Raw genomic sequence first — 25,130 nt, 5'->3', positions numbered from 1 at the left:
ATTTCAGTATAAACCTATAAGGCGTGTTGTTCATGAGGTTCAAAAAATCACTGCCGGCTGTCATCCTTGCGATGGCCCCGGCAGTCTGTTTATTGCTCATAGCGGCCTCCATCCTGTATGGAGCCAAGAATATTACGATGGATACCGTTTGGGATTCCATCTTTGCTTTTGATTCGGAGAACATCGATCATCAGATCATTGTGAGTTCTCGATTGCCAAGAGTCGTCGGCGCAATGCTCATCGGCGCTTTTCTCGCGGTATCAGGTGCGTTAATGCAAGGAATGACAAGGAACTATTTGGCGTCCCCATCCATCATGGGGGTATCCGACGGTTCGGTGTTCGCGGTGACACTGTTCATGGTATTTATCCCGAACGCCAGCTCCAATATGTACATTGTCAGTTCGTTGATCGGCTCCGCCATCGGAGCAGCCGTCGTGTTCGGCTTGGCATGGCTTATTCCTGGCGGACTCAGCCCGGTTCGACTGGCTATACTCGGAACCGTGATTGGGACGTTTCTTAGCGGTACCGCGGAGGCATTGGCGGCCTATTTTCAAATATCGCAAAATATCAGCTTCTGGTACAATGCCCGATTGCACGCAATGGACCCGGAACTGATCAAACTGAGCATTCCGTTTGCTATCGTTGGTTTATGCCTTGCCGTCGTTTTGTCCAAATCGATCACGCTGCTGTCGCTCGGGGACGAAACGGCCAAGGGGCTCGGTGTGAATACATGGCTGATCAAAGCCCTTGCGATGCTGGCTGTTGTTATTCTGACCGGCGTATCTGTTGCGCTGGCGGGTAAGGTTGCTTTTGTAGGTTTAATTATTCCTCATATTGCCCGTTTCCTGTCCGGCTCGGATTATCGATGGATCGTACCGGTGTCGGGCGTGCTTGGCGGCATGTTTCTTGCATTATGCGATATTCTCGCACGCTTTGTAAATTACCCGTTTGAGACGCCAGTGGGTGTTATTACTTCGTTGATCGGCGTTCCTTTCTTCCTTTATTTGATCAAGACGAGGGGAGGGGCTCAGCGTGCGTAACACCTACTATCGATTCCCGATTGTTCTTACTGGAGGAATCTTGGTTGTATTGACTGCCGTATATTTGAGTCTGACTAACGGAACGTTTGATATGTCCATAAAGGAAGTATTTCAGACACTGCTGCGGCTGAGTCCCAATTCCGATTTTGATCTCGTCGTGTTTGAATTCAGGTTGCCGCGTATTGTGCTTGGCGCTCTCGTCGGATTTGCGCTGGGTATGGCCGGTGCCGTTATCCAGGGGGTTACCCGCAACGGACTCGCGGATCCGGGCATTCTCGGCATCAATGCAGGTGCAGGCATGGCGGTTGTGTTGTTTATGTTCTTGCTGCAAGGACAGATCACGATGACCGGCTGGCTCGGGGTTATGATGATGCCGATGTTCGGTATCGCTGGCGGCTTGGCGGCGACTACGGCCATATTTATGTTCGCGAGAGAAAACGGAAAGCTGGATCCGCAGCGGCTAATTCTTGTGGGAATAGCGATTGCCTCCGGCTTCGGGGCTATTACGATGTTCCTCTCGCTGAAAATGAATCCATCGGATTACGAGATGGCCGTAGCTTGGCTGGCCGGCAGCCTTCACAGCGCCAACTGGAAGTTCGTGGTCACGATGCTTCCTTGGCTCATTATGCTGCCGCCTATCATTTGGCTCCGCTCTCAAGTGCTCGACTTGTTCCAGCTGAGCGAGGAAAGCGTGAAGAGTGTCGGGGTATCCGTCGAGCGTGAGAAAAAGGTATTGCTTCTATGCAGCATCGGTTTGGTCAGTGCGAGCGTTGCCGTATCCGGCAGCATTGGGTTTGTCGGTCTAATCGCTCCGCATCTGGCGAGGCAGCTGGTTGGGCTGCGGCACAGGCATATCATCCCGATCAGCGGTATAGCAGGTATGGCGATTGTGGTCATAGGCGATTTCATCGGCAGAACGATATTCGCTCCGGCCGAGCTGGCTGCAGGCATTGTGGTGTCCGTCATCGGGGTTCCGTATTTTGTCTATCTATTAATTCGCATGAGAAAATAAAAAGCAGCTTTTGGGAGGATCACATGAATCGTTATCAACAGCTGGTGGTTGAGGACAGGGAACTCACACTGTATTTACCTCCTTCTTATCATGAGTCGGACCGTTCCTATCCTGTTGCCTATGTACAGGATCAAGGAGATATGTTTACGGACTGCCTCAACTATCTGAATCATCTGTTTGCAGCAGGCCAACTGGTCGAGGTCATCCTGGTCGGCATATCGTCTACGAACCGGAATCGTGAGTATACGCCTTGGCCGGCTGAGCCGCTGCTGGAGGGCAATCCGCCTTTCGGCGGGGAGGGCAGAGCTTATGTCGATGAGGTTGCGGATGTCATCAAGGCATACATAGACAGACAGTATCGTACGCTCGCAGCACCCGAGCATACCGCAATCATTGGCGGTTCATTTGGCGGTTTGATCTCGATGTTCGCGGGATATTGGCGTGCCGAGACCTTTGGACGGATCGGGATGCTGTCGGCTTCGTTATGGTATGGGGGGGTTATTGATTACATCAGACAGCAGGGAGAATTGCCTGCCGGACTGAGGGTGTATATGTCTGTTGGACAGTTGGAAGGTGCGTACAAGGAAAATGCGCAGAAACATATGTTTTCGAATAACGTCGAGGCCCATCGGTTCTGGATCGAACAAGGGGTGAACCCCGAGCGGATCCAGCTGGCGGTAGATCCTGATGGAACCCATGATCCCATTTTTATGGCTAGAAGATTTCCGGATGCGCTGCGGTGGTTGTTCGTCAAGGAAGAAGATGACCAAGAATCCGAGATGGCGCGTTCTCAGCATGAAGGTAAGGATCATCACGAAAAACACGAAAAGGATGAAGAGCGCGATAACCGCGATGACCATAACAATAACCCTGAAAAGGATTCTTTGTTTTGTATACCGGGAACGGTGACATGGTCCATGCAATCCGACGTCACAGGCCGTGAATACCGTATTTTTATTGCCGAACCGATGGGACCGCCACCCGAAGGAGGTTATCCTGTGTTATATTCGCTGGATGCCAATGCGACCTTTGGATCGCTTGCGGAGGCAATCCGAGTGCAATCCCGGACGCCCCGTGGCATTCCCTCGGCGCTTATTGTTGGTATCGGCTTTAACAGCGACAGTCCCATTGTGAGCAGCGAGCGTTTTTATAACTTTACTGAATATGCTGAAGACCATGAACTGCCGGTCCGTCCTAACGGATTGGATTGGCCGAAAACAGGCGGCGTTGAAGCATTCCTTACGTTTATCGAGTTTCAGCTGAAGCCGGCCGTAGAGCGTCAATACGCGGTGAACCGTTCAAAGCAGGCGCTGTTCGGGCACTCGCTCGGTGGTTTTTTTACCTTGTATACCTTATTCACCAGACCGGAAGCTTTTTCGCGGTATATTGCGGCCTGTCCCTCGGTGTGGTGGAAGAACTATGTGCTGTACAAACGATGGGAAGAAGGAAAAACCCGTTTACAGCAGAGTGGACAGCGCAAAGAGCTGCGTCTGTACGTGGGAGCCGAGGAGAAGCCGTCCATGGTGCAAGACGCCAGGGAACTCTATGCATTCCTCAAAGGGCATAATGAGGTGCTGGAGACTACGTTTCATGAAATTGAGGGAGAAGGCCACGTCTCGGTGCTGCCAGCTCTGATAAGCCCTCTGCTTCGTTTTGTAAACGCGTAATATGAGAATGATGCCTTAAGCATAAATAAGCAGCTTCATATCCTAAAGCCGGATAATGAAGCTGCTTATTCAGTGTTGTTGCATGTAGGCAGAGAGTTAATCCAGTAATTCCGGATCATCAAGGATGGAAGAGTACTTCGGGTATAATCTGCGAATGCAACCCGGACAGATATCGTGGGTGAATTCAATAGGGAGGCGGCTCTCCAAATAGCTCTCCACAGGTTCCCACTCTTGCCCGTGGTGAACATATTTGCATACGGCGCAGATCGGAATATGCCCGGGAAGGGGAAAGCTGTGAGCCAGCGCTTGTTCCAGCAGCAGTTCCTTGCGTTTGAACTTCGTAATATCCGTAAATAATATCATAGCTCCGTGAACACGGCTGTTCTTGTTGATAAGCAGCGGCAGTACCTCACATAAAACCCAAATCTCTTGGCCGTTCCATTGCACCGCATATTCAAAGGAGTAATCAGACAGCTTACCCAGCATAACATCTCTTACGGAGGGCACATCCAACTCATGGAAAAAATGATCAAATGAAGCCAAACTCAAGGGCTGGGAAGCGATATTAAAAAAAGATGCCCCCTCCCACCCAAACTCAGCGGAAACACCATATCTTTCAGCCATGGTAATGAGTGGATCGTTAATTTTGTCTATGATGCCATCCGGGGTAAGGATCATCAGTCCTTTATTCAAGGAATGAACCGCATTATTCCAGGATGTGATCATGGTATCGTAGGGCAAATGACTCGCTCCTCATACTAAATAGACTCATGACTAAAAGATACAACGTTCCATGAGTACTATGGTATAATTTAGGCAATATATGCTGATTATACACTTAATTAAGTGGTTTTGCAAGAGAAAAATACGTACATAAGTAATTTTCTTTCAAAGAGAATTAGGAAGGCGGTTGTTTGATGCAGTCTATTTACCAACGAATCGAACATCTCATAGAAAGCCGAGGCATGACCAAGAAGGCGTTTTGTGAAACCCTCGGGATCAGCACAGGAAATTTTGGTGATTGGAAGAGGGGGAAAACAACGCCGAGCACGAATAAATTAATTGAGATTGCAGCATTCTTTTCCGTAAGCTTGGATTGGTTGATTATTGGCAAGGGCAACCCTACCCGAGTCAGGGAAGCGCGTGGGGAGTATGGAGTGGACTCGGAATCTTCCGATCTTCCCTTAATGTCCGGATTGGCAGAGAATGAGAAGGAGTTTATCCGTGAATATATTGAGTTTTCAGCCTACCGGAAGGAAAAGCGAAACGACTAGAACTAGCTGCTCTTGCGCCTAAGCCAATGACCCATAATTTGGTTCTTTACTTTTGTATGATGGAACAGTATAATAGGGAATGTTCGCTACAGAACATCCCTTATAACATGCGGTAGTGGTGGAATGGCAGACACGCTATCTTGAGGGGGTAGTGGGTGTATACCCGTGGAGGTTCGAGTCCTCTCTACCGCATACTTTATGAAGAAGCTGTTTATCAAGAGGAATTCTTCCTTTGATAAACAGCTTTTTTGTTTGCCTTTCCCGAGCTGGGAATATGCTGTTTCTTTTGCGAGTTGCCCTATTTATCGTTTCAATTTGTGCTGCAAGTTTAAAGAATACATGTAGAGACCATAATAGGGCATGAAGGAGATGAACGAGCATGAAACCATTATACACAGCAGATGTAAAAGTCATTGGAGGGCGTGAAGGCTCTGTTGAATCTACGGATGGGGTTCTTAATCACAAATTAAGCATGCCGAAGGAGCTTGGAGGACCGGGCGGTAACGGAACCAATCCGGAGCAGCTGTTTGCGGCCGGCTATGGCGCCTGTTACGAAAGCGCTCTGGCTAATATCGCCCGTAAAGAGGGCGTCGAGCTCAAGGACGTTGTGATACACTCCCAGGTGATGATCGGAAAGGACGAAGGCGCTGACGGCTTTAAGCTTGCAGTGAAGCTAAAGATCGAAATGCCGGGTATCGAACGAAGCCAGGCGGAGGATCTCGCGAAGAAAGCGCACGCGTTTTGTCCGTATTCCAAAGCAACCCGGGGCAACATCGACGTGGAGTTAAGCGTAAGCTGACCATAAAGGAAGGAATTCGGGTGGCTCTCTGACAATGGAGGGTCATCTTTTTTTGTCGACTTATGATGCTGAATATGAAACTTTTTACATGATACGCCGTATTTCAGTTAAAGCTATGAAATGGAAAGGGGCGCTTAACATGCGTATTGAACAAATGATAGAGGAACGGTTTGTATGCAGCAAATGTGGAGGAAATCACTGCCAGACGAAAGAGGTCTCGATGTCTGGGGCCGGGCTGAGTAAGATGTTTGATATTCAGCACAATCATTTCCTATTTGTTTCCTGCACGAACTGCGGATATGTGGAAGTGTTCAACCCGGATATATTAGAAGGTAAAAAGAGGGGGCAGCTTGGCTCGATCCTGGATGTGTTCTTCGGTTGACATCACCCCTAAAATTCTTTAATATGACTAAGTACCAGAAAGTACAAACCAGTCATAGGGAATTTAAATAAAATAAACGGGTGATGAACATGCCATACAGACCGCAGATTGCAAATGTGACCACAGCTGGAAGCAATGAAAAAGAAGGGCTTTACGAATTCATTATCCACACGGCTGACGGAACGGATATTCGCGTATTCTATAACCGCTTCCCGGAATGGAAACTGACTGCGCTTAGCCGACTTGGGAAAGTACCTTGCCCGGTTTGTCGTAAGGATTTCATATGCAAATGCATGGAGAAATTCTCAAACGAATTCGACCAGCAGATGAAAGACGGCGAGTGGCTGAACAAAGCTGCTGAGTAATAAACCAATAAGCGTACTTGATCAAGCGTAGGAGAGGGCTCCTGCGTTTTTTCTTGTTTATGGGTAGGGAAGGGAGCGAAGAGATATGAAGGATCGTGCAACGGAAAATCATGAGGAATATGCCATTGTGCTGATTGACGGTGTGTGCCATTTGTGCCAGGGTCTGACGCAGTTCATTATCAAGAGAGATCCTGGGGGTGCCTTTCGCTTTGCTTCGCTACAATCCGAGATTGGGCAGGAGCTGTTGAGGCAGGGAGGGCTTAGTGGAGATACTACGGAAACGATGGTTCTGATTGAACAGGGGAAGTATTACACAAGGTCGACGGCCGCTCTTCGGATTGCACGACGTCTTCGTTTTCCTTGGCCGCTGTCGTACATTCTGATTCTGATTCCCCCTTTTTTACGGAACCTGGTGTACCGCTGGGTGGCGAAGAACCGTTACCGGTGGTTCGGACAATCCACTGAATGCATGGTTCCGACGCCGGAGATTCGGCGCCGGTTTTTGTCCTAATGCGATCTTGTATTAATGATGATGTTCTGTCGTACCTTCTTGAAATGTAGGGGTACCCGCTTGCAGATAGGCAAGCTCTTCCTCGGACAGTTTGCCGACGGCGAACGGTTTCTGGGGAATGATGATGGAACCGTTGTTGCCGCTGTGCAGCTTGAAAAAATACAGCCCCTCTTTATCGAAGGTTTTGGTTACCGTATATATGCCGTCACCGACCTCTACCGCATCCGTCATGGGATCCCGCAGGGAGCCGTCATGGCTCCACAGCTCATAGTGGACAAAATCCGCACCGGGTACTCTTTTGCCATCCTGGATAAGGATAATCTCGATGGTCTCCGGTTGATGTACGGATAATGCATCCGGAATGTTCACCTCGGCGATCAGCGGGATTTCTTTTTCATACCGGTTGGCTGCATCGGGACTGGCCGAGCAAGCGCTCAGCAGCAGGACCGATAGCAGAACGGATAATATAAATCGGCTTTTCATGATCATGAAACCGCCACCCCTTATTGTAGTTTGAGTATATTACCGAATCAGGCATTCAGAAATGTCTTGATCGCCGGTACCCTCCGAACGATGACATAATCGATGATCCACACGATGATGAGCGACAAGCCCACAAGCGGGAATAGGATCCCCAAAGCGATGAGCAGCAGAAGAAACAGCCTCATTTTTTTGGCATCTACCTCGGGCGCTTTTGGTGCCCCCAGTCCATGATCCGGTTTACGCTTCCACCACAAGTACAAACCGCTTACCGCAATAAAAATGATTCCTATGCATATAAGCAAACTGAAGATTTGGTTGACGATACCGAACTGGGTTCCTTTATGCAGCGTAATGCCAAGGGCAACGGCTTTGCCGACGATTCCGTAATGATCATAGCGATAATCCGCCAACACCGCGCCGCTGTACTGGTCGATATGCATGGTAGCCTCGTCTTGTGCTTTGGGTGGATAGGCCGACAATGTGTACACCCCGTCCGCTTGCTGCGGGATGCTGATGGTGTAGCTTGGATGGATCCCCTCACTTCGGGCCACATACATCACATCTTCGATAGGAAGCGGGGTAAAGTCAGAGATGGTCGAATTGGGAACTGCGAGATTCTCGGCGGCCCAAGGTACTTCGGCCACTTCCTTGGTCTGCATGACATGGGAGGATGGCGCACTACCCGACCAGATGGACGGCGGATAACCGGCACCGGTATTAGTCGCCATGGTTTGAAAATTGCTGCCCCACAGGCCTGACCAGGGCAACCCGGTCATAATAAGAAACAACATGCCTGCGGCAATCCAGAATGCAGGAACGGCGTGCAGGTCTCTACGAAGAATCTGCTTGCCCTTGCCCAGACGCGGGTACAGGATGCCCGCGAGGCTTCTTTTCTTTTTGCTTTTGTTTTTGTTTTTGTTTTTATTTTTCGGAAACCACAAATACACCCCGGTCATGATCAACACGATCGCCCAGCAGGCGGCAAGCTCCACGATCCGGTCCCCCACGGTCCCGACCATCAGCTCGCCGTGGAACTCCTCGATTTTGTCCATGATGCGGTCTTTGTCTTTCAGCTCGCCAATCTTTTCTCCCGTATAGGGGTCCATGAAGACGGTCATGGATTCGCCCCCTGAGGTCAAACTAATCTCTGTAGAGCGGGAGTCCGACTCGCCTGGGCGGTATTTCGTGATCGTAGCGTCAGGGTAGAGCTCTTTAACTTGTCCGACCAGCTTGCTGGGCGTTACCCGTTCAACCTGAGGGGTTACCGTGTAGTAGTCCCGATATAGCGCTTGTTCAATCTGAGGCTTAAATAAGTAAACGGAGCCGGTGATAGCCAGGATGATCAGAAAGGGAGCGAAGATGATGCCGGCATAGAAGTGCCATCTCCATACGATTTTGTACCATGCGGCAGAGCTTGGATTTGGCGGTTGACTTTCATTTGGTTTGCTTGCTGGAGGTTTCTTTTTCCCCATGGCTGGTGGCTCCTTTTTATTTACGGCTAAAATTTATATAAGATGAACATGAGCGTTCATTTCATATATCAGATGATTTTACTTCGGGGCCCGGAAACCGGCCTGGACGGCTTCTGCCTCGCTGCAGAACCACTGCTCCTGCTTCGTGCGCTCATAGTATGGAGATTCCGGTGTGTGGTAGATTTTTTCACCCTTCGAGTTGATGTTGCCTTTGATGTCGCAGCCTTGCTTTGACTTTTGGCTGTTCTCTTTCGGGGATTGGGTTGCTGTTGTGCCATTGCGGCTGCTGTTGTTCTTGTTGTTGGCGTCGTCCTGCTCCTCCGGATGGAAGCCGTCTTCCTGGGCATAGTTCTCTACGCTCCATATGCCAAGCGCCTTGTCCCGGCTAATCCGCTGCAAGTCATCAAATTTGTCTACATAGCGGGTGTTGGGCGGGTAGATATAGGCCACGCGGGCGAGTCCTTCTTCAAGCAGCGATTCCTGGACCATTTTTCCGTCGGCATATACATACGCAAGAAGCCTGGAGTATTTATCGCGGTTCGGACCGATATCAAATTCCAATTCAAGTTGATCGGCTTGTTCCACCAGATCCTTCGTAAAAGCCTTGGCCTCGGGCCCGAATGGTTGTACGCCCAGCTTCGGATGACTCGTCTCGGGCGTGTCGACCAGGAGCATCCGAACGTTCTCCTTTTTGCCTTCGAACATTACGCTGATGGTGTCTCCGTCAACGGCTTTAACCAGTTCCACGGCTACCCGCGGAAGATTCAGATCATCGGTTGGATAGGTCGTTTGTTTGGAATTCGTCGTGCTGGTGTTTGACTTGGCTTCGGATTTAACGGTTGTTGCGGTTTCATTGTTTGATGTCGCAGGGGACATCAGCGGCTGGCTGCAGCCGGATAATAACAGCAGGGCGGTTAGAAACGCGGCTAATATACGTTTGTTCATAGGTGTCACTCTCCAAGCTTGGAAGTATTGGTTTTGATGGTTTAGGAGTTTATATATGTTAATTCTATATAAGAAGTTTCTATATAGAGAACACTCGTTCTAAGCCTATATAGTAGGACATTTATCCTTGTTTTGACAATAGTGATTAAGGGCTATCTGTATATAAAAAATAAAATCTTGCCGTTCTGCTGCAACTGTGATATTCTAATGTCAAATTATAACAGACAACGGAAGCACCGTTCATTGACCGCATATTGCGGCCTTTGACGGTGCTTTTTTGGCGTTGTTACAGAAAAGAGGGATTGGCTTTATGATACCGGCCCGACTTGTGCTGGCAGTGCAGGATTCCCGGTATGTTGAACCGCTGCTGAGTTATTTGCATGGAAGTTCTTACGGATCGGTTCTTCAGGTGACCGCATTTACCCGCACCGATTCATTTCTACATTATATGGAAGTGGGGGAAGTGCCGAATCTGGTCGCGGGGGATACGGAAATGCTGGAGGGTTGGCTCAGCCGGGGGGAGACTTCGGTTCCTTGGCTGCTTCTAAGTGAAGGCCATTCATCATCTTCTCTCGTAGAGGGGGGCAACAGTACATTCAAGTATCAACCGCTGCCTCAGTTGATGGAAGTCATCATCACCCACTGTAAGCGAAGCGGTGGGGCGCTGGAGAAACTGAATGTCGGAACAACCTCGGTGATTGGCATCGTATCTCCCCTGAGCGGGAGCGGAAAGTCAACGATAGCCATGAACATGGCGAAGCAGCTGGGCGTGCTGGGATTGAAGGTGTTCTATCTTAATTTGGAGACGGTGAACAGCAGTGCATTATTTCCTTCCGGTTCGGTGGGCATGGAGGGCAGCTTTTCTAGATTGTTGTATGACATTAAGGCCTCACAAGAATCGGCTTCGTGGACCGAGTTGTCGATAACCCCTTATATCATCCGACATCATGGCCTGAAGTGCGATTCCTTTGAGCCCAGCTTCAATGTAAAGGAAATCACGGAGATGACCATGGAGGACACCGCTTTGCTGCTGGCTTCCCTCGTATCGTGTAATCAATATGATGCCATTGTCGTGGATACCGAGGGATACATGGAGGAACGAATGCAGGCGGTTCTTGAACAGGCCGGAGTGCTATTCTGGATTTTACTGGATGATCTAATGAGTATGTATAAGAGCGGTATATGGATGGATCAATTGGAGCTCAAGGATTCCACGCTTTTCGGAAACTTGAAGAAGCGGAGCCGATTCATTGTCAATCGATATACAGGACAACTTGTTAACGGATTCCCCCGCAAGGATATAAGCATAGACAGCGTACTGCCTTATATTCCTTCATGGAAACAGCTCCATCGGGAAGAACTGCTGTTGTCCTCACCCATCTATCAGCGAGAAGTATTGAAGCTCTGCCAGCAGCTGCTGGAGGGCTCGAGTATCACACCAGTGCAAGCGGGTGGTGAGCAGTGATGATGGAGGATCCGTTCAAGTCGGTTCGTGACCAGGTTCGTTCCGAGCTTGATATGAGTGCGAGCATTAACAATTCGGAATTGATGGCCCGCATCGAGGAACTGGTGTGGAGAAGACGCGAACTAATGGAGCTGACAGCCGCTGAGAAGCGAAGGCTGGTGCGCAGGGTATTTGATTCTTTTCGCGGGTTGGATGTGCTTCAACCATTAGTGGATAATCCTCGAATTACGGAAATTATGATTAACAGCCACCAGGATATATTCATAGAGCAGGATGGCGAGGTGAAGAAGCTGCCGCTCCAATTCGAATCGCAGAGCCGCCTGGAGGATATCATTCAGAGCATTGTCGGTACGGTAAACCGGGTGGTGAATGAATCAACGCCCATCGTTGACGCCAGATTGAAGGATGGCTCGCGGGTAAATATTGTACTGCCTCCAATAGCGCTGAAAGGGCCGACCATGACGATCCGTAAGTTTCCGGAATCGCCGATGACGATGGATGATCTGGTTGGAAGGGGCGCGCTAACAGAGGAGGCAGCGGAGCAGCTTCGGATATTGGTCAAGGGTAAATACAATATTTTTATAGGCGGAGGGACAGGTTCGGGGAAGACGACTTTCCTGAATGCATTATCGCAGTATATTCCGCCTGATGAGCGTGTCATCACGATTGAGGATTCGGCGGAATTGAAGATCGTGACGGTTCCGAATCTCGTGTCGCTGGAGACCCGGAATGCCAACACGGAAGGCCGGGGGGAAATCGCGATACGCGATCTGATTCGTTCCTCGCTGCGGATGCGCCCCAATCGGATCGTGGTGGGCGAGGTACGGGGAAGCGAGGCGCTGGATATGCTGCAGGCCATGAATACTGGGCATGACGGAAGTCTGTCGACGGGGCACGCCAACAGCACGCAGGACATGATCAGCCGTTTGGAAACGATGGTGCTGAGCGGTGCGGATCTTCCGATCAGCGTAGTCCGTCAGCAGATTAGCTCGGCGATTGATATTTTCGTTCATTTATCCCGGCTTAGAGATCGATCGCGGCGCGTAACTGAGATTAGCGAAGTGATCGGAATGAGCGGCGGCGAGGTGCTGCTGAATCCACTGTACCGGTTCCGCGAGACGGGCGAATCAAGCGGCCGGGTGATTGGGTGTCTTGAACCTTGCGGTAACCCGCTTCAATCGGCGGACAAGCTTCATATGGCCGGGATTACGGCTTGGCCGCTGCAGAAGATGATGGAGGTGACGTCATGAAGCAATCTGGCGGTGCTGTATTGACTCCGGAAGAGGATCAAGGTGAGCGGGTGATCAAGAGGAGTAAGGGGGCTGGAAAGCGTGAGCATGCTGCGCCTACTCGAACCAACACTCTCCCGGATTACGGCGTCTATCATCTCTCGCTGAGACAGAGAACAGCATGTGTCATCCTTGGCGGCCTTTTGTTTTTCTTCATCGGTTATCTGTTTTATCACAATCTGATTTTGTCGCTGCTGCTTGGAACGGGAGGTCTGACGGTCCCTAAATTTTGGCGACGGTTTATGTTGGAAATCAGGCGCAAGACGCTGAATCTTCACTTCAAGCAAGCCCTGTATTCCTTGTCCTCATCTCTGTCGGCTGGCCGCTCCGTAGAGAATGGGTTCAGGGACGCCGTTCAGGACTTGCTGCTGCTGGATCCCGGGGGCAACAGCGATCTGATCTTCGAACTCAAAGTCATTGTGTCCCGTTTGGAGTACGGCGAGCCTATTGAAACAGCTTTGCAGGATTTTGCACGTAGGGCGGGGATGGAGGATCTGACGAACTTTGCCGATGTCTTCTCGACTTGCAAACGAACAGGCGGTGATCTGGTTGAAGTCGTGCGCAGAACCTCTTCTGTTATCGGAGAAAAGCTGGATATTCAGCAGGAGATATCCGTCATGATCGCCCAGAAGCGGTTTGAATCCAAGGCGCTTCTTGCGGCTCCTTTCCTCCTGCTGTTGTTCATGAATATGACATCTCCCGATTATATGGAGTCCATGTATAGCGGATCGGGGATCATAATCTCTACTTTTGCACTGGCGGCTCTAGGAGGCTGTTTCTTATGGATCACCAAAATGATGAATATCAAGGTGTAAGGAGGTGAGGCGGGCATGCTGACATGGATATCCGGCGCGCTGATGGTTCTGCTTGTGGGTGGTTGGGTGGTGCTGAATCAAACGTGCGGCGAACGGTACCATCGTCTTGGCAAAGTGCCAATGGAAGGTCTTAGGCTGCAGCGGTTAGCACCGCCTCTGTTGTTTCTGCTCGAGCGAGGGAAGGTTCCGATGCGCCTGCCGATTATATTTTATCGAATGCAGGGCTCCGTTCAGAAGATCCATGGCTTGCGGCACAGCACAGAAATGACATTATTGTTTATGGCCGAGGCACTTGCGTATACATGGCTTATTTTGATCGGTGGCTGCCTGTGGACATTGCTGTTGGGGGATGTCATCGGACTTCTGGCCGGATTGGGATTGGGTGCATTGCTGCCCGTCGCTTTGGTAAAGGATCTCCATAAAAAGGTCACGCTGCGTGAGCAGGATATCGTGATGGAGCTGCCGGAGCTTCTGAACAAGATTGTGCTGCTTGTTGGCGCCGGCGAGACGGTGCAGCGGGCGATCATTCATTGCGTGGAACGGAACAAGGACGCGAACCATCCCCTGTATGCTGAGCTGAAGAGAATGGTGCTTGAATGGGAGGGAGGCCATCCGTTCCAGCAAGCCTTCGAGCAGTTCAATAAACGGTGCGGCGTTCAGGAGGTATCGATATTTACAACAACCGTCCTGCTTAATTTTAGGCGTGGCGGGAATGACTTTGTCCTGGCACTGCGGGATTTGTCCCGCGTGCTGTGGGAGAAGCGCAAGGCCATTGCAAGAACAAGGGGCGAGCAGGCCTCCTCAAAGCTGGTGCTGCCAATGGTGGTCATTTTCATGATCGTGATTGTTTTGCTCGGAGCGCCTGCATTTATGATGATGAACATGTAGAAGGGACCGGTGTATGAAATATGATGTTAAGCATGGCAAAGAATGGGATGAAAGCTTTTTGGAAGGATGAGAAAGGGATCGGAACGCTGGAGATGATCCTGATCCTAGTCGTTATTTTGATTATCGCGCTTATATTTAAAGATCAGATTACGGCTTTGGTGAACAACTTGTTTAAAAACGTGAATAACAAGAGTAAAGAGTTCCTTGAATAAACGGCTGCCGAGAAGATGGAAGGACGAGACAGGGAGCTTCACGGTGGAAGCTTCCCTGGTTCTTCCCATCGTACTGATGGTGACGGTATTGCTTCTGTTCCTATGCTTGTATATCTACCAGAAGTCGATGCTGGTTCAGGCATCGGCCGCGGCTTCCGAAAGGACCGCGTATAGCTGGGACAACAGCCACAAGTTTGCAGCTACGGGATCCGTAGAACAGGGACAATATGATTCGTTATATTGGCGGTTAACGGATGATCATGTTCTAGGAAGTCTATTTGGTTTGGCCGGTGGAGACGGCACGAAGTCGATACAATTGCCGCACGGCGAAAAAGGCAGTGGGAAGCTGCCCGAACTCAAAATGTCCAAGGGCGGTACGGCTGTGCCCGCTAGCATGGCGGGAGAGATGCGTTATTCGAATCAGCTGCTCATTCGAAAGGTGACGACTTCGTTAAATGAGCAGGTATCTCTGACACCATTGAGTCGAATATTGGACGATGGAGGACAGATCAAGGTCAGCGCACAATCGATCGTGGTGGATCCTGTTGAATTTATTCGCACGGTGGATCTAATGCGATATTACGGATCGAAGTTTCAAGGCGGGAGAAATGGAACGGATAAGGCTGCCGCAGGAGAAGTTCTACAAAAGTTCGGAGGTTCGCGATAGTCATGACGAAGCATGGGAAAGCGCGGTCTAGTCGGAAAAGGAGAGAGGTGGGCCGATCGTCCGATGGATCTGTATCTGTTTTTTTGATTATCGCCCTGGCAGCCGTATTTATGTTTGTAGCCATATTCATTGATTTCTCGCGTATCGCGGCCATGAAGGTGCAAAGTGAGAGGCTGACAAGAGCAGCCGTACGCTCCGTGATGTCCTCCTATGATCCGCAGCTGCAGAAGGAATATGGATTATATGCCCTTGGAGACACCAGCGGCGATCTCATTATGGGCAATGTGCTGAATGACAGCATGAATTCGGGAGAACGTAGCGATGCATTCCGGTTAATGGCAATGGAGCTCGATAGTTCGGGTCTTGAGCTGCAGCGTCCGCTGGGGACTTATGACATATTCAACCGGCAGATTATCGAGGATATGAAGTATAAAGCGCCGATTGATTTCACTTTGGAATTAGTGGGCAAGTTCAAACCGTTATCGCAGTCCATGAAGGAAGCTTCCAATACGGTAGATGTCCTTAAGAAGCTTCGCAAATTGTATGACAAGCGGGAAGCGGCGCTGGATGAAATGCTGGCAAAGCAGCGAAAAGCAGGGGAGCATGCAATCCGGCTTTCGAAGCTTGTTATGGATCCGCCGGGACAATCGATCTCCGACACTTCGCTGGGGGGCAGTATGTATACCGCCGCTGATGTGGCATCGCAATACGAGGATTATAAGGCTAAACAACAGGAAGATGCGGACAGGCCTCCTAAGGAACAACAGTATACGCTGCTGCTCATGGCTTACCGGAGCGGAATTTCTTCCATTGGCTCACAGATTTCGAGGGAGGCCAGCCGAGTTCAGAAGGAGAATGACAAGCTGCTCTCGGATGCGCATCAATTATGGGAGGAAGCAAGGAATCTGAATGAAGAGATGAAGCAGGTCATCAAGGATTCCGAGAACCGTTCATCTAATAGGGGATATGATCAGGTCACGAATGATGTAACACCAGGGTCTAACGATTCATCCGGGGCAGAAGCGGAGATGATTCAATCCATACGGAAGCAAGCTGACAAATTAATTCACAGCGATGAGTTCTTGAACGGCTTCCGGCAAGAGATTGATAGCCAGGAGAGTCGATACCAACAGGTTGCCCGAGCGGTCACCACTCTTCAGTCTTCGCTGGGGGGAGAGGGAATGAAGGGGACGGTGCTTGAAGCTAGTCGCATATTACAAAGTTTTGTGTCTAATTATGGAGTATCAGGCAGTGGAAATATTATAGATCGGCAGCAGGCGTCATTGGAACAGTTCCGCACATCCGATAAGGAACGGAAGGCGATGGAGAAGCAGGCCAGTCAGAAGCTGAAGCAGGCCTCCAAAGTCATTGAGGCGATTAACGGGTTGAATGGACAACATCAGGCTATTATGGATGAGTTCCGTGAACTCCAGCAGTACTATGACGAAAGCCTTCAATTTAATGCTGAAGCGGACAACATGAATAAGGGAAAGCCTATGGACGATGATCCGTATGATGCCGGTAAACAAGCAATGGATAATATGGACGGTATATTTGGATTTATGGGGAACGTGCTGGGCGGTGTCAGGGATGAACTGTTTCAAAATGAGTACGCCGTTCATTATTATCAGCATTTTGATATTGGGAAATTAACCGGAATGGTTGATGGTTCCAACACGGGCGGGGATGTCATCCAGGAATTCGCCATTGGGAACCAGGAAGTGGAGTACATTCTATACGGATTTCATAACCCCGCCGGGAATATCTCGGCGGCCTATGCAGAGATCTTTGGTTCCAGACTCGCGATCCGGACGATGGAAGGATTCATTGTGAATAGTAAATTGGGGAATCCGTTGGCGATTTTGGCGGCAGCGATTCTGTATGGGATTGAGAAGGCCATTGAGGATATGATCCAGTTGTGTCAGAAGGGGAGCGTTCAGCTATCCAAGTATGTCCCCGTTGAGCTGACTTACAGGGATCATTTACGAATATTTCTGTTTATTCACAGCAATAACGAGAAGAAGCTATCGCGCATGTTGGCGTTGATTCGATTGAATACTGGCACCAATCCTGCGGAGCGATTTACCTACGCATCAGGAGAGGTCAAGACGGCCATGCGTTTATGGTTTCTTCCAGGGGTGACGAAAGCGATCGGCGTTGTATTTGGAAGCGATGGGGACGAAGTTCAGGGAAGTCGTTACATGGTAAAGCGCAAGGCGGATTTTTCCTATTAGGATTAGGGGTACTTGAATGAAACGATTATCGGTAATACAGAAACCTCTCCATAAAGGTAAAGCGTCATCGGAACAAGGAAGCATGGTGGTGGAAGCTGCACTTGTGCTGCCGATGTTTATGTTTTTTGTCATTTTTCTCATTTATATCGTGCAAATGACGTTGATATCGACAGCACTCCAGAGTACCGTTTCGGATACGGTCAAAACCGTAGCGGCTCATATGTATCCCGTCTCGCTAGCCGTGCAGGCCAATGCCGATGGTAGTGGAACAGGAGAAGGCTCACCAAGCACATCCCATTGGGAGATTCCCAAATTGTCACTTTCTGATTGGGTTTCGAATTACAGCGACTCTCTTCCTTCTCCTGTTAATGAATGGATAACGCAAGCTGTAGCGTCAGGCGAGGAGCCGCTGCAGCAGCTTAAGAACCAAACCGTGGAAGCCGTACTCGATCCCGTGGTCAAGCCGATGCTGAAGCCATTTATGCCTGATAATCTTCTGGACTATGATCGAATCCATGTGTCCAATGTTCACATTCCGAATTTGAAGAGCGGGGCGAGTCCCTATTTCGGCATTGAGGTGAATTACGCGCTTCCGATCCGGGTTCCTTTCTTGAACAAACGCATCGTGCTGCAGGCAAAGGCTCAGGAGAGATTATGGATTGGCGACACCGGCGAAGGAGGGACGGGTTCAGGGGATGGCTCGGGGACGAACGGGGCTATCGAGCTGTTGGAGAAGCCGAATCCGGCCGTTGCTAGCAAGCAGGCTAAGGTAAAAGTGAAAGTAGAGCCGGGAAGCAGTGCCCAACTGTCAGTCTATTATAAGAGCGGTCAGAGCACAGCTAAATATTTGGGCTGGGAGACCGCGGACGGTAACGGCTATATCGAGTGGGAATGGAACGTAGGCTTTAATACAACGCCTGGAACGTGGCTGTTTGTCGTTGAGACAGCAGACGGACAGCGAATTGAGGTTCCGTTTACGGTGGTGGCACGGTCAGGTTCTTGAGGCTTGATAGCAAGAGTCCGAAATGAAGTGTTCCCTAAGAAGCGTTTCAGAGAAGTGTTTCAAATAGGTTTTTAAGAGAGTCATTCTAAAGAAGCATTCGTTGTTCATCCATAGTTAAAATCTTATCAAGGCTATTCCAGTGAATAGTTTAAGCAAGGGAGTTTTGATGTAGTATGGCCGTTGCTTTTGGTGTTTGTGCCGTTTATCTGATCGCGGCATTCATTACAGATCTTCGTTCCATGAAAATACCGAATGTTTTAACCGTTTCTGCTATGCTCTCCGGTCCTGTCTATTACGGCGTTCTGGACGGGGGGGAGGGGCTGTTCTTTTCTTTGCAGGGTCTTGGAGCAGGGTTTCTTATCTTGTTGATCATGTATTTTATAGGGGCTGTGGGAGCGGGTGACGTTAAGCTGTTTGGGGGGATTGGTGCCTGGACCGGTTTATGGTTTACCTTGCAGGGCATCATGTATTCTGTAATTTTTGCCGGTGTCATCGGTTTGCTCATCCTGCTCTGGCGGCGGGAAACGATGAAGCGAATACGCAATGTCGTTGGCAGTATCGCCGGCGTTTTTGTTATGAAGAGCTGGTTGCCATGGCGCAATAACCAGGAGGAACACTTGCGATTCCCCTTTATGATTGCTGTCCTTCCTGGTGTAATCAGCACGTATGTGGTACTGCACTTGTAGGAGGGGGGAGCTTATGCTCGGATTAAAGGCGGATTTTATGCAGAATGGTGGAACCATTATGGTGCTGGACCGGGCTGAAGGAATCCAATCATCAGAACTTAATCATGTACAGCTTGGAATGATCCGTTCTTCGAGAATCCCTCATTTCTTGAAGCTGCATATGAAAGAAGTCGATTATAAGGTAACGCTGGAGTATGATATCACCGGCAAAAAAATGCTGTCTCAAGCGTTAAAGAGCGAGCGAATGACGCTGACCGAATATTTTGGATTGCTGTTGCAGATCGTCACTGCCCTGGACGACAGCAAGTTGTATATGCTTCAGCCGGAGAATTACATACTTCATGAGGATTATCTGTTTATTGAAGGTTCCCTGGATCTTGGCACTTTATATTTAACGTATGTTCCCGTTGCAGTTACCGAAGCAAGCGGCACTCGTCTTCCGGTTATGCTCAAGGAGCTAATGACAAGGTTGCTCGCATCGGTGACGGAGCTAAAAGGGGGAGGGATACAGGCACTGATGTCATTCTGCAGTGAACAGAGCTTTAATCTGCCGGGACTTAAGAAGCTTGTGGTCGACCTGTTAGCAGGAGAGGGTGAAGACCATCGTGCTGTAACTCAAGCAAATGCAGCAGTGTCTTCAGGTTTGAATCAAGGATCGCTCTATACCGGTAGTCAATCAAGCAACATGGGCTCCAAGCCTGCATTCGCATTTACAGAACCGGCTCGCGGGCGGACAGCAGTGCCGCAGGCAGAGAGTGACACCCACACGGATAAACAGAGTTTAATCCGAGGTCTGGCGGAACGTACGAATGAGATGTTTGGGAAGAGGGGCAAGAGCGAGGAAATGAATTCTCACGTGGATCGAAGCCCTTTGGGTTCTAATCCTGCGTGGCTCCCTGATACAGATGATACAAATTCAGAAGCTTCGGACAATGGCAAAGCCTCGCCGGTTCGCACCTATATTTTGTTAGGATGTTTACTCGCCGCAACGGGAGCTTGGAGATTGCTGTACATGAATCAGCCTACTTCACTGATGCTGGGGTTGTCGGTAGGGATTACGGTTCTGCTTGCTGCAGTAACCTGGCTTGGCTGGACAGGTAAACTTCAGCTGCTATCACGGAGATCCGGCGATTGGTCCGGTTCCCTGCCCATGTTCGAGTCAACAGAGCTTAGCCCGCAGGAGCATTCCAAGTGGAAGTCCGTCCCACGTTTTCAGGCGGATCCTTTATCGGGGCTTCTTGGGGATAACTCGGAAACAGACGCCGGAAAAGCAGAAGCAGAGCTTGAGGAGGGAAAAGAGAACTGGAGATGGCGGGTCCCTAAATCTCCAGTTAACTCCGAGAGAGATCACCATTCAGCGGGATATCCTGCACAGTCTCCACAGGGCCATGCTTATTCGCGTTCATCTGAGGCAGCAGCTGCGACTGCGGATCCATATGGGGAGGAGGGGGATTATTATGCCCAGTTGGCCCAACGGACGGAGGTGCTTTCGTTCCCTGGAGGCGGGGGGGCTACCGTGCTGCTAAGTCCGGATGCCGCAGCCCGTCCAGGCGTGCAACATTCAGCAGGTGCTTACCTCGAGCTAAACGAACCGAATGCAGTTACCCCGCAGCGGATTGAACTGCATCAGCCCCATTTCATTATCGGCCGGTCCCCTGACGTAGCCCAATTCGTCGCACAGGGAGTGGGGACTTCACGGGCACATGTCGAACTTTCGCGTGAAGGCGGAGGTTACGTACTGAAGGATCTGGGTTCGAGAAATGGCACGATGTTGAAGGGGGAGTCCATGGTGCCTTATAAAGAATACCCTCTGATGGAGGGGGATGTCTTTATTATTGCGGGATGGGAGTTTACCTTGCGCAGGGGTTTATATTAATACGGGGTTATTATTGTAGAAGTAGGATTTGCGAAGCTATTATTCTATGAAGCTTAGAGAAAATTCGGATTATTGCAGAGAACCAAAGGTGTACCCTAATTTTTTGAGGGGCTTTTGGTTTTTTTATTTTTACTAGATATATAGAAACATCTGGTATGATGATTATGGTAAAATGTACCGATTAACTAATAACTTTGTATATGTTAACGATTAATTGAAAAAACATCTTGTTTTTTGTTCATATGTATAAGGAGGACTTTGATGTGTCTGAAGATCTAAATAGAGAAATATTGAAAGAGCTAAAAGAAATCAATAATAAACTAGACACCTTGAACTCGTCAAAAGGAATATCAGGAACTCTAAAAGTTATTGCCCTGATATTCGGGTTTTTAGTGATAGGACCTTTGCTTGTAGGGATAATGGTGTATCTATTTAATTTAACTGGCTAAGATCTCCTCTATATTCAGGGCGTAGGGACTTTACCGGCTCGAGCTTTCGTAGTGTAAACGGTGGTACGTCCTGAAGGATCTGGGTTCGAGAAACGGTACGGTGTTAAAGGGGAGTCCATGGTCCCTTATAAAGAATACCCTACGATGGGGGAGATCTTTATTAATGCCGGATGGTCGTTTATCCTGCGCAGGGGTTTATATTTATATGGGATTAAATAGTAGGAGAAGACTTGGCTACCGAAGCCAATATTCAAGGGGAAATACTTACTGGTATAGAAATGATTCAAATTATGTTTTTAGAAGATAATAAGATTGTATCTAATAATAAGGAAGCTAATAGATTTGAAATAATGGCAGTTATACCGGATATGAGTTATTCCCAAGAGCTTAAAGGAGAATTTGCTGTTGAAAGACTTAGTGAAATTTATAAGGATATAATGAAACAAATAAAGTCACCTGCCCTTATGGCAGAAATACTTGGAGTAGCGACAATTAATGAAGCGGTTTTATTTAAAGAATTTGCATTGCAATATTGGGATCTTTGGGGAGCATCCAAAGAAGAAACAGAAATCATTTTTAATGGGTTTAGAGAAAAATTCAGAATTATTGCAGAAAAAGCCAAAGGCGCTACACTTGATACGTCTAATGATGATATCGAACCAATGGAAATGAAGATAGATGCAAGTGAGCAACCTAAAGAAATGACCAATGCCCAAAAAATTGGTGTTAAACTTCGTTACTATCGAAAGAAGAAAGGCTTAACGGGTGAGCAGGTTGCTGAATACCTTAATGTCAGCAGGATGACTATGAGACTGGATTAAGAGAGCCTAATTTTGAAGCAATAATTTCACTTTCAAAACTACACAATATGTCTGTAGATGACCTATTAGGGATAAATAGGATATAAAATGGATCTGAGACCTATGCTTGGATCTCTGACCTATTGTCAACTTGTCCAGAAAAATAAGGAGCCGTGAAAAAGATATGGGAAGCTACACGTGCTGTGAAATAATACTTTTATCAAAAGGAGAGTGACAGCAATATTGGTTAATTCATGGCATGTATCAGTTGCAGCCGAGTCCATTACGGCTTTTTTATTTGCAAGAATTGGATTTGATGTCTCTGTTCAGTATGGAGCAAACCAACCAGAGTATGACTTAATGGTATCAAAAGGAGAAAGCATTATAAAAGTATCGGTAAAAGGAAGTAGAGATGGTGGTTGGGGACTAACTCAAGGATACAAGAGTGAAAGTGTTAGTTATCATGAGGCAATTGATTCATGGCTACTCAAGCACTCTAAGAAAACTATATTTAGCCTTGTTCAATTCAAAGGTGTCCAAATTAATGAGATGCCCAGAGTTTATATAGCAACACCGTCTGAAGTAGCTGATTTAATGAAAAAAGCGCGCAATGGCACTGGAGATACCGTGCTAAGGGAAAACAAGGTGTGGACTAAGGCACAATACCCTGATGACTTGATTCCACCGGAGTGGATATTTTCCGAGCGGCGTATCAACGAAGTGTTGTCGTGAAAATAACGACATTACATAGATGGTAATAAAACAATTCTTTCATCAAGAATGGGAGCGTTAAACATATGATGTTAATAGATATTGCAAGATTGATAATACCCGATGGCATCTTCTATCAAGAAATCCCAGTCTCCACTTTAATAAACGCAAAAAGGCAACCAACTCCTGCTTTCTGGCCTGAAGGAAAAGGAAACTATAAAGCTGGCATCGTTATTCCGGAAATTGCAGTAGAAGACTCAATTACGGTTTTGCATCAAGCTATACCAGATGATCCATGCATACTTTCTGGAGTTGAAAATTTATTGCGGAGAAACCATCTTCTCGCCAATAATGAACCTATTGATCCTGAATTATATGCCGTTTTTTCCATTTTACATGAATTAGGTCATTGGTTTGATTTTCAGACAAGATATGCATCGAGAGGTTTAAGTGGAAATGAATTTAATTCAGACTACAATGCTGAAATGTCAAAACTAGAATTGGGTGAGTTAGAGAAACTAATTAAAATGTCTGAGCAGGGGTCGGATGAATTTTTTAACAATTTAACCCTGTTTCATAAAAAATATCGCGAACATCCCTTCGAAGTGATAGCCGATCAATATGCAATTGAAAAGCTTAATGCTTTAAAATGAGTCTTTTATAAAGAACATTAGGAGGAATACAAATGAAAGAAAATAATGAAACCTTCCAAAATTTTAAACCGTTTGACTACATACAAGATGCAATAATCACAATCAAAAACACAACAGACTACACAGGTACATATCATCGTCTACAGAAGGCCATTGAAGAAGCTACCTTGGTTAAGCCTCAGTCTTACATTTTTAATGAAGAAACTGAGAAGGGTATTGCTAGTTTTAAGAAGGCAATGTATGATAGCGGCTTTCCACCGCATGATTATATTGACACTAGAAAAATGAAAGAAATTGGACTTCATGCGAAGAATCATACTCTTCAAGAAACATCTGCCCTAATTACTGAATTTGTTGAGGATTTTTTCACTTGTGAAGTAATTCAAGAAATGAAAACTGACTGGAGGAAGATGAATTGGCTCTCTGATCGAATGCCAATTCTCGAAGAAGCTATACTGTCCCATAATGATTCAAGATATTATGCTGCTATTTCTACATTACTACCTCAACTTGAAGGAATAATTGCTGAGAGGTGCGATGGTAGTGATTATATATCTCAAAATAAAATCAAAGAAACTGCAAAAACTCTACTAAACGAAACCAGCATTCTTAGTTTTGATGAACATATTCTATTGTTTTATTTGTCCCACGTTCTTAGTTCATTTGAACATGGCAAAGATATAGAATATCCACTGAGTCGGCATGCAATTCTGCATGGAGCAGATAAACATATGGCTATAAAGTCAATTCAATAAGATGTATCATGCTTTTTGATTATATTATTACAAGAATTAATGATTATGAACAATCGAACAACAGATAAAATTAGCCTTTCATAAGAAATAAATCCTTGGAGTTGAGTTGTATGCCTATCCCGATAAGTAAAAGTCCGGACACCTTCTCAATGACCGAGAATGAAGTAAACCTAGCAGTTGCTGAGTACCTTAAAAAAAGAGGAGCCAACATATTAAGAATAGCCATAGACAAAGAACAGGGATTTGATGTACATGCTGAATTGAATGGCTACTCATTAATTATTGAGTCAAAAGGATCTAGAAGAAACAATCAAACAGAGAATGTGTTCCATAGTGGACAGTTAAAAGTACATGCGAGTGCTCAGATATATTATCTTATGAAGCAGCTCGATTCTAAGTCTGATACGACCTTTTTGGCACTAGCTAATCCCGATATTTCTAGAATACGAAAAATAATCAACGACGTATCTCTATCTCTAGATAAATTAGGAGTTATTCGATTATGGGTCAATTCTGAGAAAATTATTCAAATTGAATGTCCGAAAGAATTATCAAAAATTGTAGAAGGATTTGGGTTGATGTAGTTGCCCTAATTAAGGATGGTGTTTTTTATGAATATACCTACAATCACTGGAGAACGCAATTCAGGGGACTACATTTTGGCTGACGGTGACTTT

General features: G+C 47.6%; 28 protein-coding genes and 1 tRNA gene. 25 read left to right on the top strand and 4 right to left on the bottom strand.

Going from position 1 to position 25,130, the window contains the following annotated elements:
* Nucleotides 1-32 precede the first annotated feature (32 nt).
* From MKY48_RS27575 to MKY48_RS27565, 3 genes are read left to right on the top strand one after another with little or no spacing between them, the layout of a single operon-like run.
* Nucleotides 33-1,040: an iron ABC transporter permease gene (locus tag MKY48_RS27575; RefSeq protein ID WP_339291735.1), complete on the top strand. Its 1,008-nt coding sequence runs from the start codon at nucleotides 33-35 to the stop codon at nucleotides 1,038-1,040.
* Nucleotides 1,033-2,052: an iron ABC transporter permease gene (locus tag MKY48_RS27570; RefSeq protein WP_339291734.1), complete on the top strand. Its 1,020-nt coding sequence runs from the start codon at nucleotides 1,033-1,035 to the stop codon at nucleotides 2,050-2,052. Before MKY48_RS27575 ends, MKY48_RS27570 begins: the two co-directional genes overlap by 8 nt.
* Before the next feature lie 23 nt (nucleotides 2,053-2,075).
* On the top strand, nucleotides 2,076-3,719 hold the full coding sequence (locus tag MKY48_RS27565) for an alpha/beta hydrolase-fold protein (protein WP_339291733.1): 1,644 nt from the start codon (nucleotides 2,076-2,078) through the stop codon (nucleotides 3,717-3,719).
* A gap of 96 nt (nucleotides 3,720-3,815) precedes the next feature.
* On the opposite strand, the gene MKY48_RS27560 is transcribed toward MKY48_RS27565, so the two are convergent.
* The gene (locus MKY48_RS27560) at nucleotides 3,816-4,460 is read right to left on the bottom strand and encodes a PAS domain-containing protein (RefSeq protein WP_339291732.1); all 645 of its coding nucleotides are present in this window, start codon (nucleotides 4,458-4,460) and stop codon (nucleotides 3,816-3,818) included.
* A gap of 176 nt (nucleotides 4,461-4,636) precedes the next feature.
* Between MKY48_RS27560 and MKY48_RS27555 the strand changes: the two genes are divergently transcribed.
* From MKY48_RS27555 to MKY48_RS27530, 6 genes are all read left to right on the top strand, one after another.
* Complete coding sequence (locus tag MKY48_RS27555; protein WP_076324662.1) at nucleotides 4,637-4,993, top strand: helix-turn-helix transcriptional regulator; 357 nt, start codon at nucleotides 4,637-4,639, stop codon at nucleotides 4,991-4,993.
* A 109-nt stretch (nucleotides 4,994-5,102) separates the two neighbouring features.
* Nucleotides 5,103-5,185, top strand: a tRNA-Leu gene (locus MKY48_RS27550).
* A gap of 187 nt (nucleotides 5,186-5,372) precedes the next feature.
* Nucleotides 5,373-5,792: an Ohr family peroxiredoxin gene (locus MKY48_RS27545; protein WP_076324661.1), complete on the top strand. Its 420-nt coding sequence runs from the start codon at nucleotides 5,373-5,375 to the stop codon at nucleotides 5,790-5,792.
* A gap of 139 nt (nucleotides 5,793-5,931) precedes the next feature.
* Nucleotides 5,932-6,174, top strand: coding sequence for a zinc ribbon domain-containing protein (locus MKY48_RS27540; protein WP_006212369.1), 243 nt, complete (start codon nucleotides 5,932-5,934; stop codon nucleotides 6,172-6,174).
* An 89-nt stretch (nucleotides 6,175-6,263) separates the two neighbouring features.
* On the top strand, nucleotides 6,264-6,539 hold the full coding sequence (locus MKY48_RS27535) for a hypothetical protein (RefSeq protein WP_076324660.1): 276 nt from the start codon (nucleotides 6,264-6,266) through the stop codon (nucleotides 6,537-6,539).
* An 85-nt stretch (nucleotides 6,540-6,624) separates the two neighbouring features.
* Nucleotides 6,625-7,050, top strand: coding sequence for a thiol-disulfide oxidoreductase DCC family protein (locus MKY48_RS27530; RefSeq protein WP_339267746.1), 426 nt, complete (start codon nucleotides 6,625-6,627; stop codon nucleotides 7,048-7,050).
* A gap of 12 nt (nucleotides 7,051-7,062) precedes the next feature.
* Here MKY48_RS27530 and MKY48_RS27525 read toward each other — a convergent pair whose 3' ends face one another.
* The 3 genes from MKY48_RS27525 to MKY48_RS27515 form a co-directional block, all read right to left on the bottom strand.
* Nucleotides 7,063-7,539 carry a FixH family protein gene (locus MKY48_RS27525; RefSeq protein WP_339291731.1) on the bottom strand — a complete coding sequence of 159 codons (477 nt, stop codon included), beginning with the start codon at nucleotides 7,537-7,539 and terminating at the stop codon, nucleotides 7,063-7,065.
* Nucleotides 7,540-7,580: 41 nt separating this feature from the next.
* A complete protein-coding gene (locus MKY48_RS27520) occupies nucleotides 7,581-9,005 on the bottom strand; it encodes a PepSY domain-containing protein (RefSeq protein WP_339291730.1) in 1,425 nt (474 codons plus the stop codon).
* Between the two features lie 78 nt (nucleotides 9,006-9,083).
* Nucleotides 9,084-9,950 carry a thermonuclease family protein gene (locus MKY48_RS27515; RefSeq protein ID WP_339291729.1) on the bottom strand — a complete coding sequence of 289 codons (867 nt, stop codon included), beginning with the start codon at nucleotides 9,948-9,950 and terminating at the stop codon, nucleotides 9,084-9,086.
* Between the two features lie 310 nt (nucleotides 9,951-10,260).
* Here MKY48_RS27515 and MKY48_RS27510 point away from each other — a divergent pair, with 310 nt between their 5' ends.
* From MKY48_RS27510 to MKY48_RS27435, 16 genes are all read left to right on the top strand, one after another.
* Nucleotides 10,261-11,415, top strand: a complete 1,155-nt coding sequence (locus MKY48_RS27510; RefSeq protein WP_339291728.1) for a hypothetical protein — start codon at nucleotides 10,261-10,263, stop codon at nucleotides 11,413-11,415.
* Nucleotides 11,415-12,665, top strand: a complete 1,251-nt coding sequence (locus tag MKY48_RS27505; RefSeq protein ID WP_339291727.1) for an ATPase, T2SS/T4P/T4SS family — start codon at nucleotides 11,415-11,417, stop codon at nucleotides 12,663-12,665. The genes MKY48_RS27510 and MKY48_RS27505 overlap by 1 nt, the downstream gene beginning before the upstream one ends.
* Nucleotides 12,662-13,519 carry a type II secretion system F family protein gene (locus tag MKY48_RS27500; protein ID WP_339291726.1) on the top strand — a complete coding sequence of 286 codons (858 nt, stop codon included), beginning with the start codon at nucleotides 12,662-12,664 and terminating at the stop codon, nucleotides 13,517-13,519. Before MKY48_RS27505 ends, MKY48_RS27500 begins: the two co-directional genes overlap by 4 nt.
* Nucleotides 13,520-13,534: 15 nt before the next feature.
* Nucleotides 13,535-14,407 (top strand): type II secretion system F family protein, encoded by an 873-nt coding sequence (locus MKY48_RS27495; protein WP_076324652.1) that lies wholly within the window; start codon nucleotides 13,535-13,537, stop codon nucleotides 14,405-14,407.
* A gap of 20 nt (nucleotides 14,408-14,427) precedes the next feature.
* On the top strand, nucleotides 14,428-14,619 hold the full coding sequence (locus MKY48_RS27490; RefSeq protein ID WP_076324651.1) for a Flp1 family type IVb pilin: 192 nt from the start codon (nucleotides 14,428-14,430) through the stop codon (nucleotides 14,617-14,619).
* On the top strand, nucleotides 14,612-15,286 hold the full coding sequence (locus MKY48_RS27485; RefSeq protein ID WP_339291725.1) for a TadE family protein: 675 nt from the start codon (nucleotides 14,612-14,614) through the stop codon (nucleotides 15,284-15,286). Before MKY48_RS27490 ends, MKY48_RS27485 begins: the two co-directional genes overlap by 8 nt.
* A 2-nt stretch (nucleotides 15,287-15,288) precedes the next feature.
* Nucleotides 15,289-17,520 (top strand): hypothetical protein, encoded by a 2,232-nt coding sequence (locus MKY48_RS27480; protein ID WP_339291724.1) that lies wholly within the window; start codon nucleotides 15,289-15,291, stop codon nucleotides 17,518-17,520.
* A gap of 16 nt (nucleotides 17,521-17,536) precedes the next feature.
* The gene (locus tag MKY48_RS27475; RefSeq protein ID WP_339291723.1) at nucleotides 17,537-18,523 is read left to right on the top strand and encodes a TadE family protein; all 987 of its coding nucleotides are present in this window, start codon (nucleotides 17,537-17,539) and stop codon (nucleotides 18,521-18,523) included.
* Between the two features lie 173 nt (nucleotides 18,524-18,696).
* The gene (locus tag MKY48_RS27470; protein WP_339291722.1) at nucleotides 18,697-19,209 is read left to right on the top strand and encodes an A24 family peptidase; all 513 of its coding nucleotides are present in this window, start codon (nucleotides 18,697-18,699) and stop codon (nucleotides 19,207-19,209) included.
* Between the two features lie 13 nt (nucleotides 19,210-19,222).
* Entirely contained in the window at nucleotides 19,223-21,085 is a 1,863-nt protein-coding gene (locus MKY48_RS27465) for a DUF6382 domain-containing protein (protein WP_339291721.1), read from the top strand.
* Nucleotides 21,086-21,348: 263 nt separating this feature from the next.
* Nucleotides 21,349-21,534, top strand: coding sequence for a hypothetical protein (locus MKY48_RS27460; RefSeq protein WP_076324645.1), 186 nt, complete (start codon nucleotides 21,349-21,351; stop codon nucleotides 21,532-21,534).
* A 230-nt stretch (nucleotides 21,535-21,764) separates the two neighbouring features.
* Nucleotides 21,765-22,355, top strand: a complete 591-nt coding sequence (locus tag MKY48_RS27455; protein WP_339267722.1) for a helix-turn-helix transcriptional regulator — start codon at nucleotides 21,765-21,767, stop codon at nucleotides 22,353-22,355.
* Nucleotides 22,356-22,577: 222 nt separating this feature from the next.
* Nucleotides 22,578-23,066 (top strand): hypothetical protein, encoded by a 489-nt coding sequence (locus MKY48_RS27450; protein WP_339267720.1) that lies wholly within the window; start codon nucleotides 22,578-22,580, stop codon nucleotides 23,064-23,066.
* A gap of 65 nt (nucleotides 23,067-23,131) precedes the next feature.
* Complete coding sequence (locus MKY48_RS27445) at nucleotides 23,132-23,698, top strand: hypothetical protein (RefSeq protein WP_339267718.1); 567 nt, start codon at nucleotides 23,132-23,134, stop codon at nucleotides 23,696-23,698.
* 32 nt (nucleotides 23,699-23,730) lie between these two features.
* Nucleotides 23,731-24,453 (top strand): hypothetical protein, encoded by a 723-nt coding sequence (locus MKY48_RS27440; RefSeq protein WP_339267716.1) that lies wholly within the window; start codon nucleotides 23,731-23,733, stop codon nucleotides 24,451-24,453.
* A 110-nt stretch (nucleotides 24,454-24,563) separates the two neighbouring features.
* Nucleotides 24,564-25,037: a hypothetical protein gene (locus MKY48_RS27435; protein ID WP_339267714.1), complete on the top strand. Its 474-nt coding sequence runs from the start codon at nucleotides 24,564-24,566 to the stop codon at nucleotides 25,035-25,037.
* Nucleotides 25,038-25,130: the final 93 nt, after the last annotated feature.

The sequence above is a fragment of the Paenibacillus sp. FSL W8-0187 genome, from assembly GCF_037969755.1.
Taxonomy (GTDB): Bacteria; Bacillota; Bacilli; order Paenibacillales; family Paenibacillaceae; genus Paenibacillus_AQ.
The sequence above is the reverse complement of the archived record's forward strand: the minus strand, read 5'-3'. Positions and strand labels throughout refer to the sequence as shown.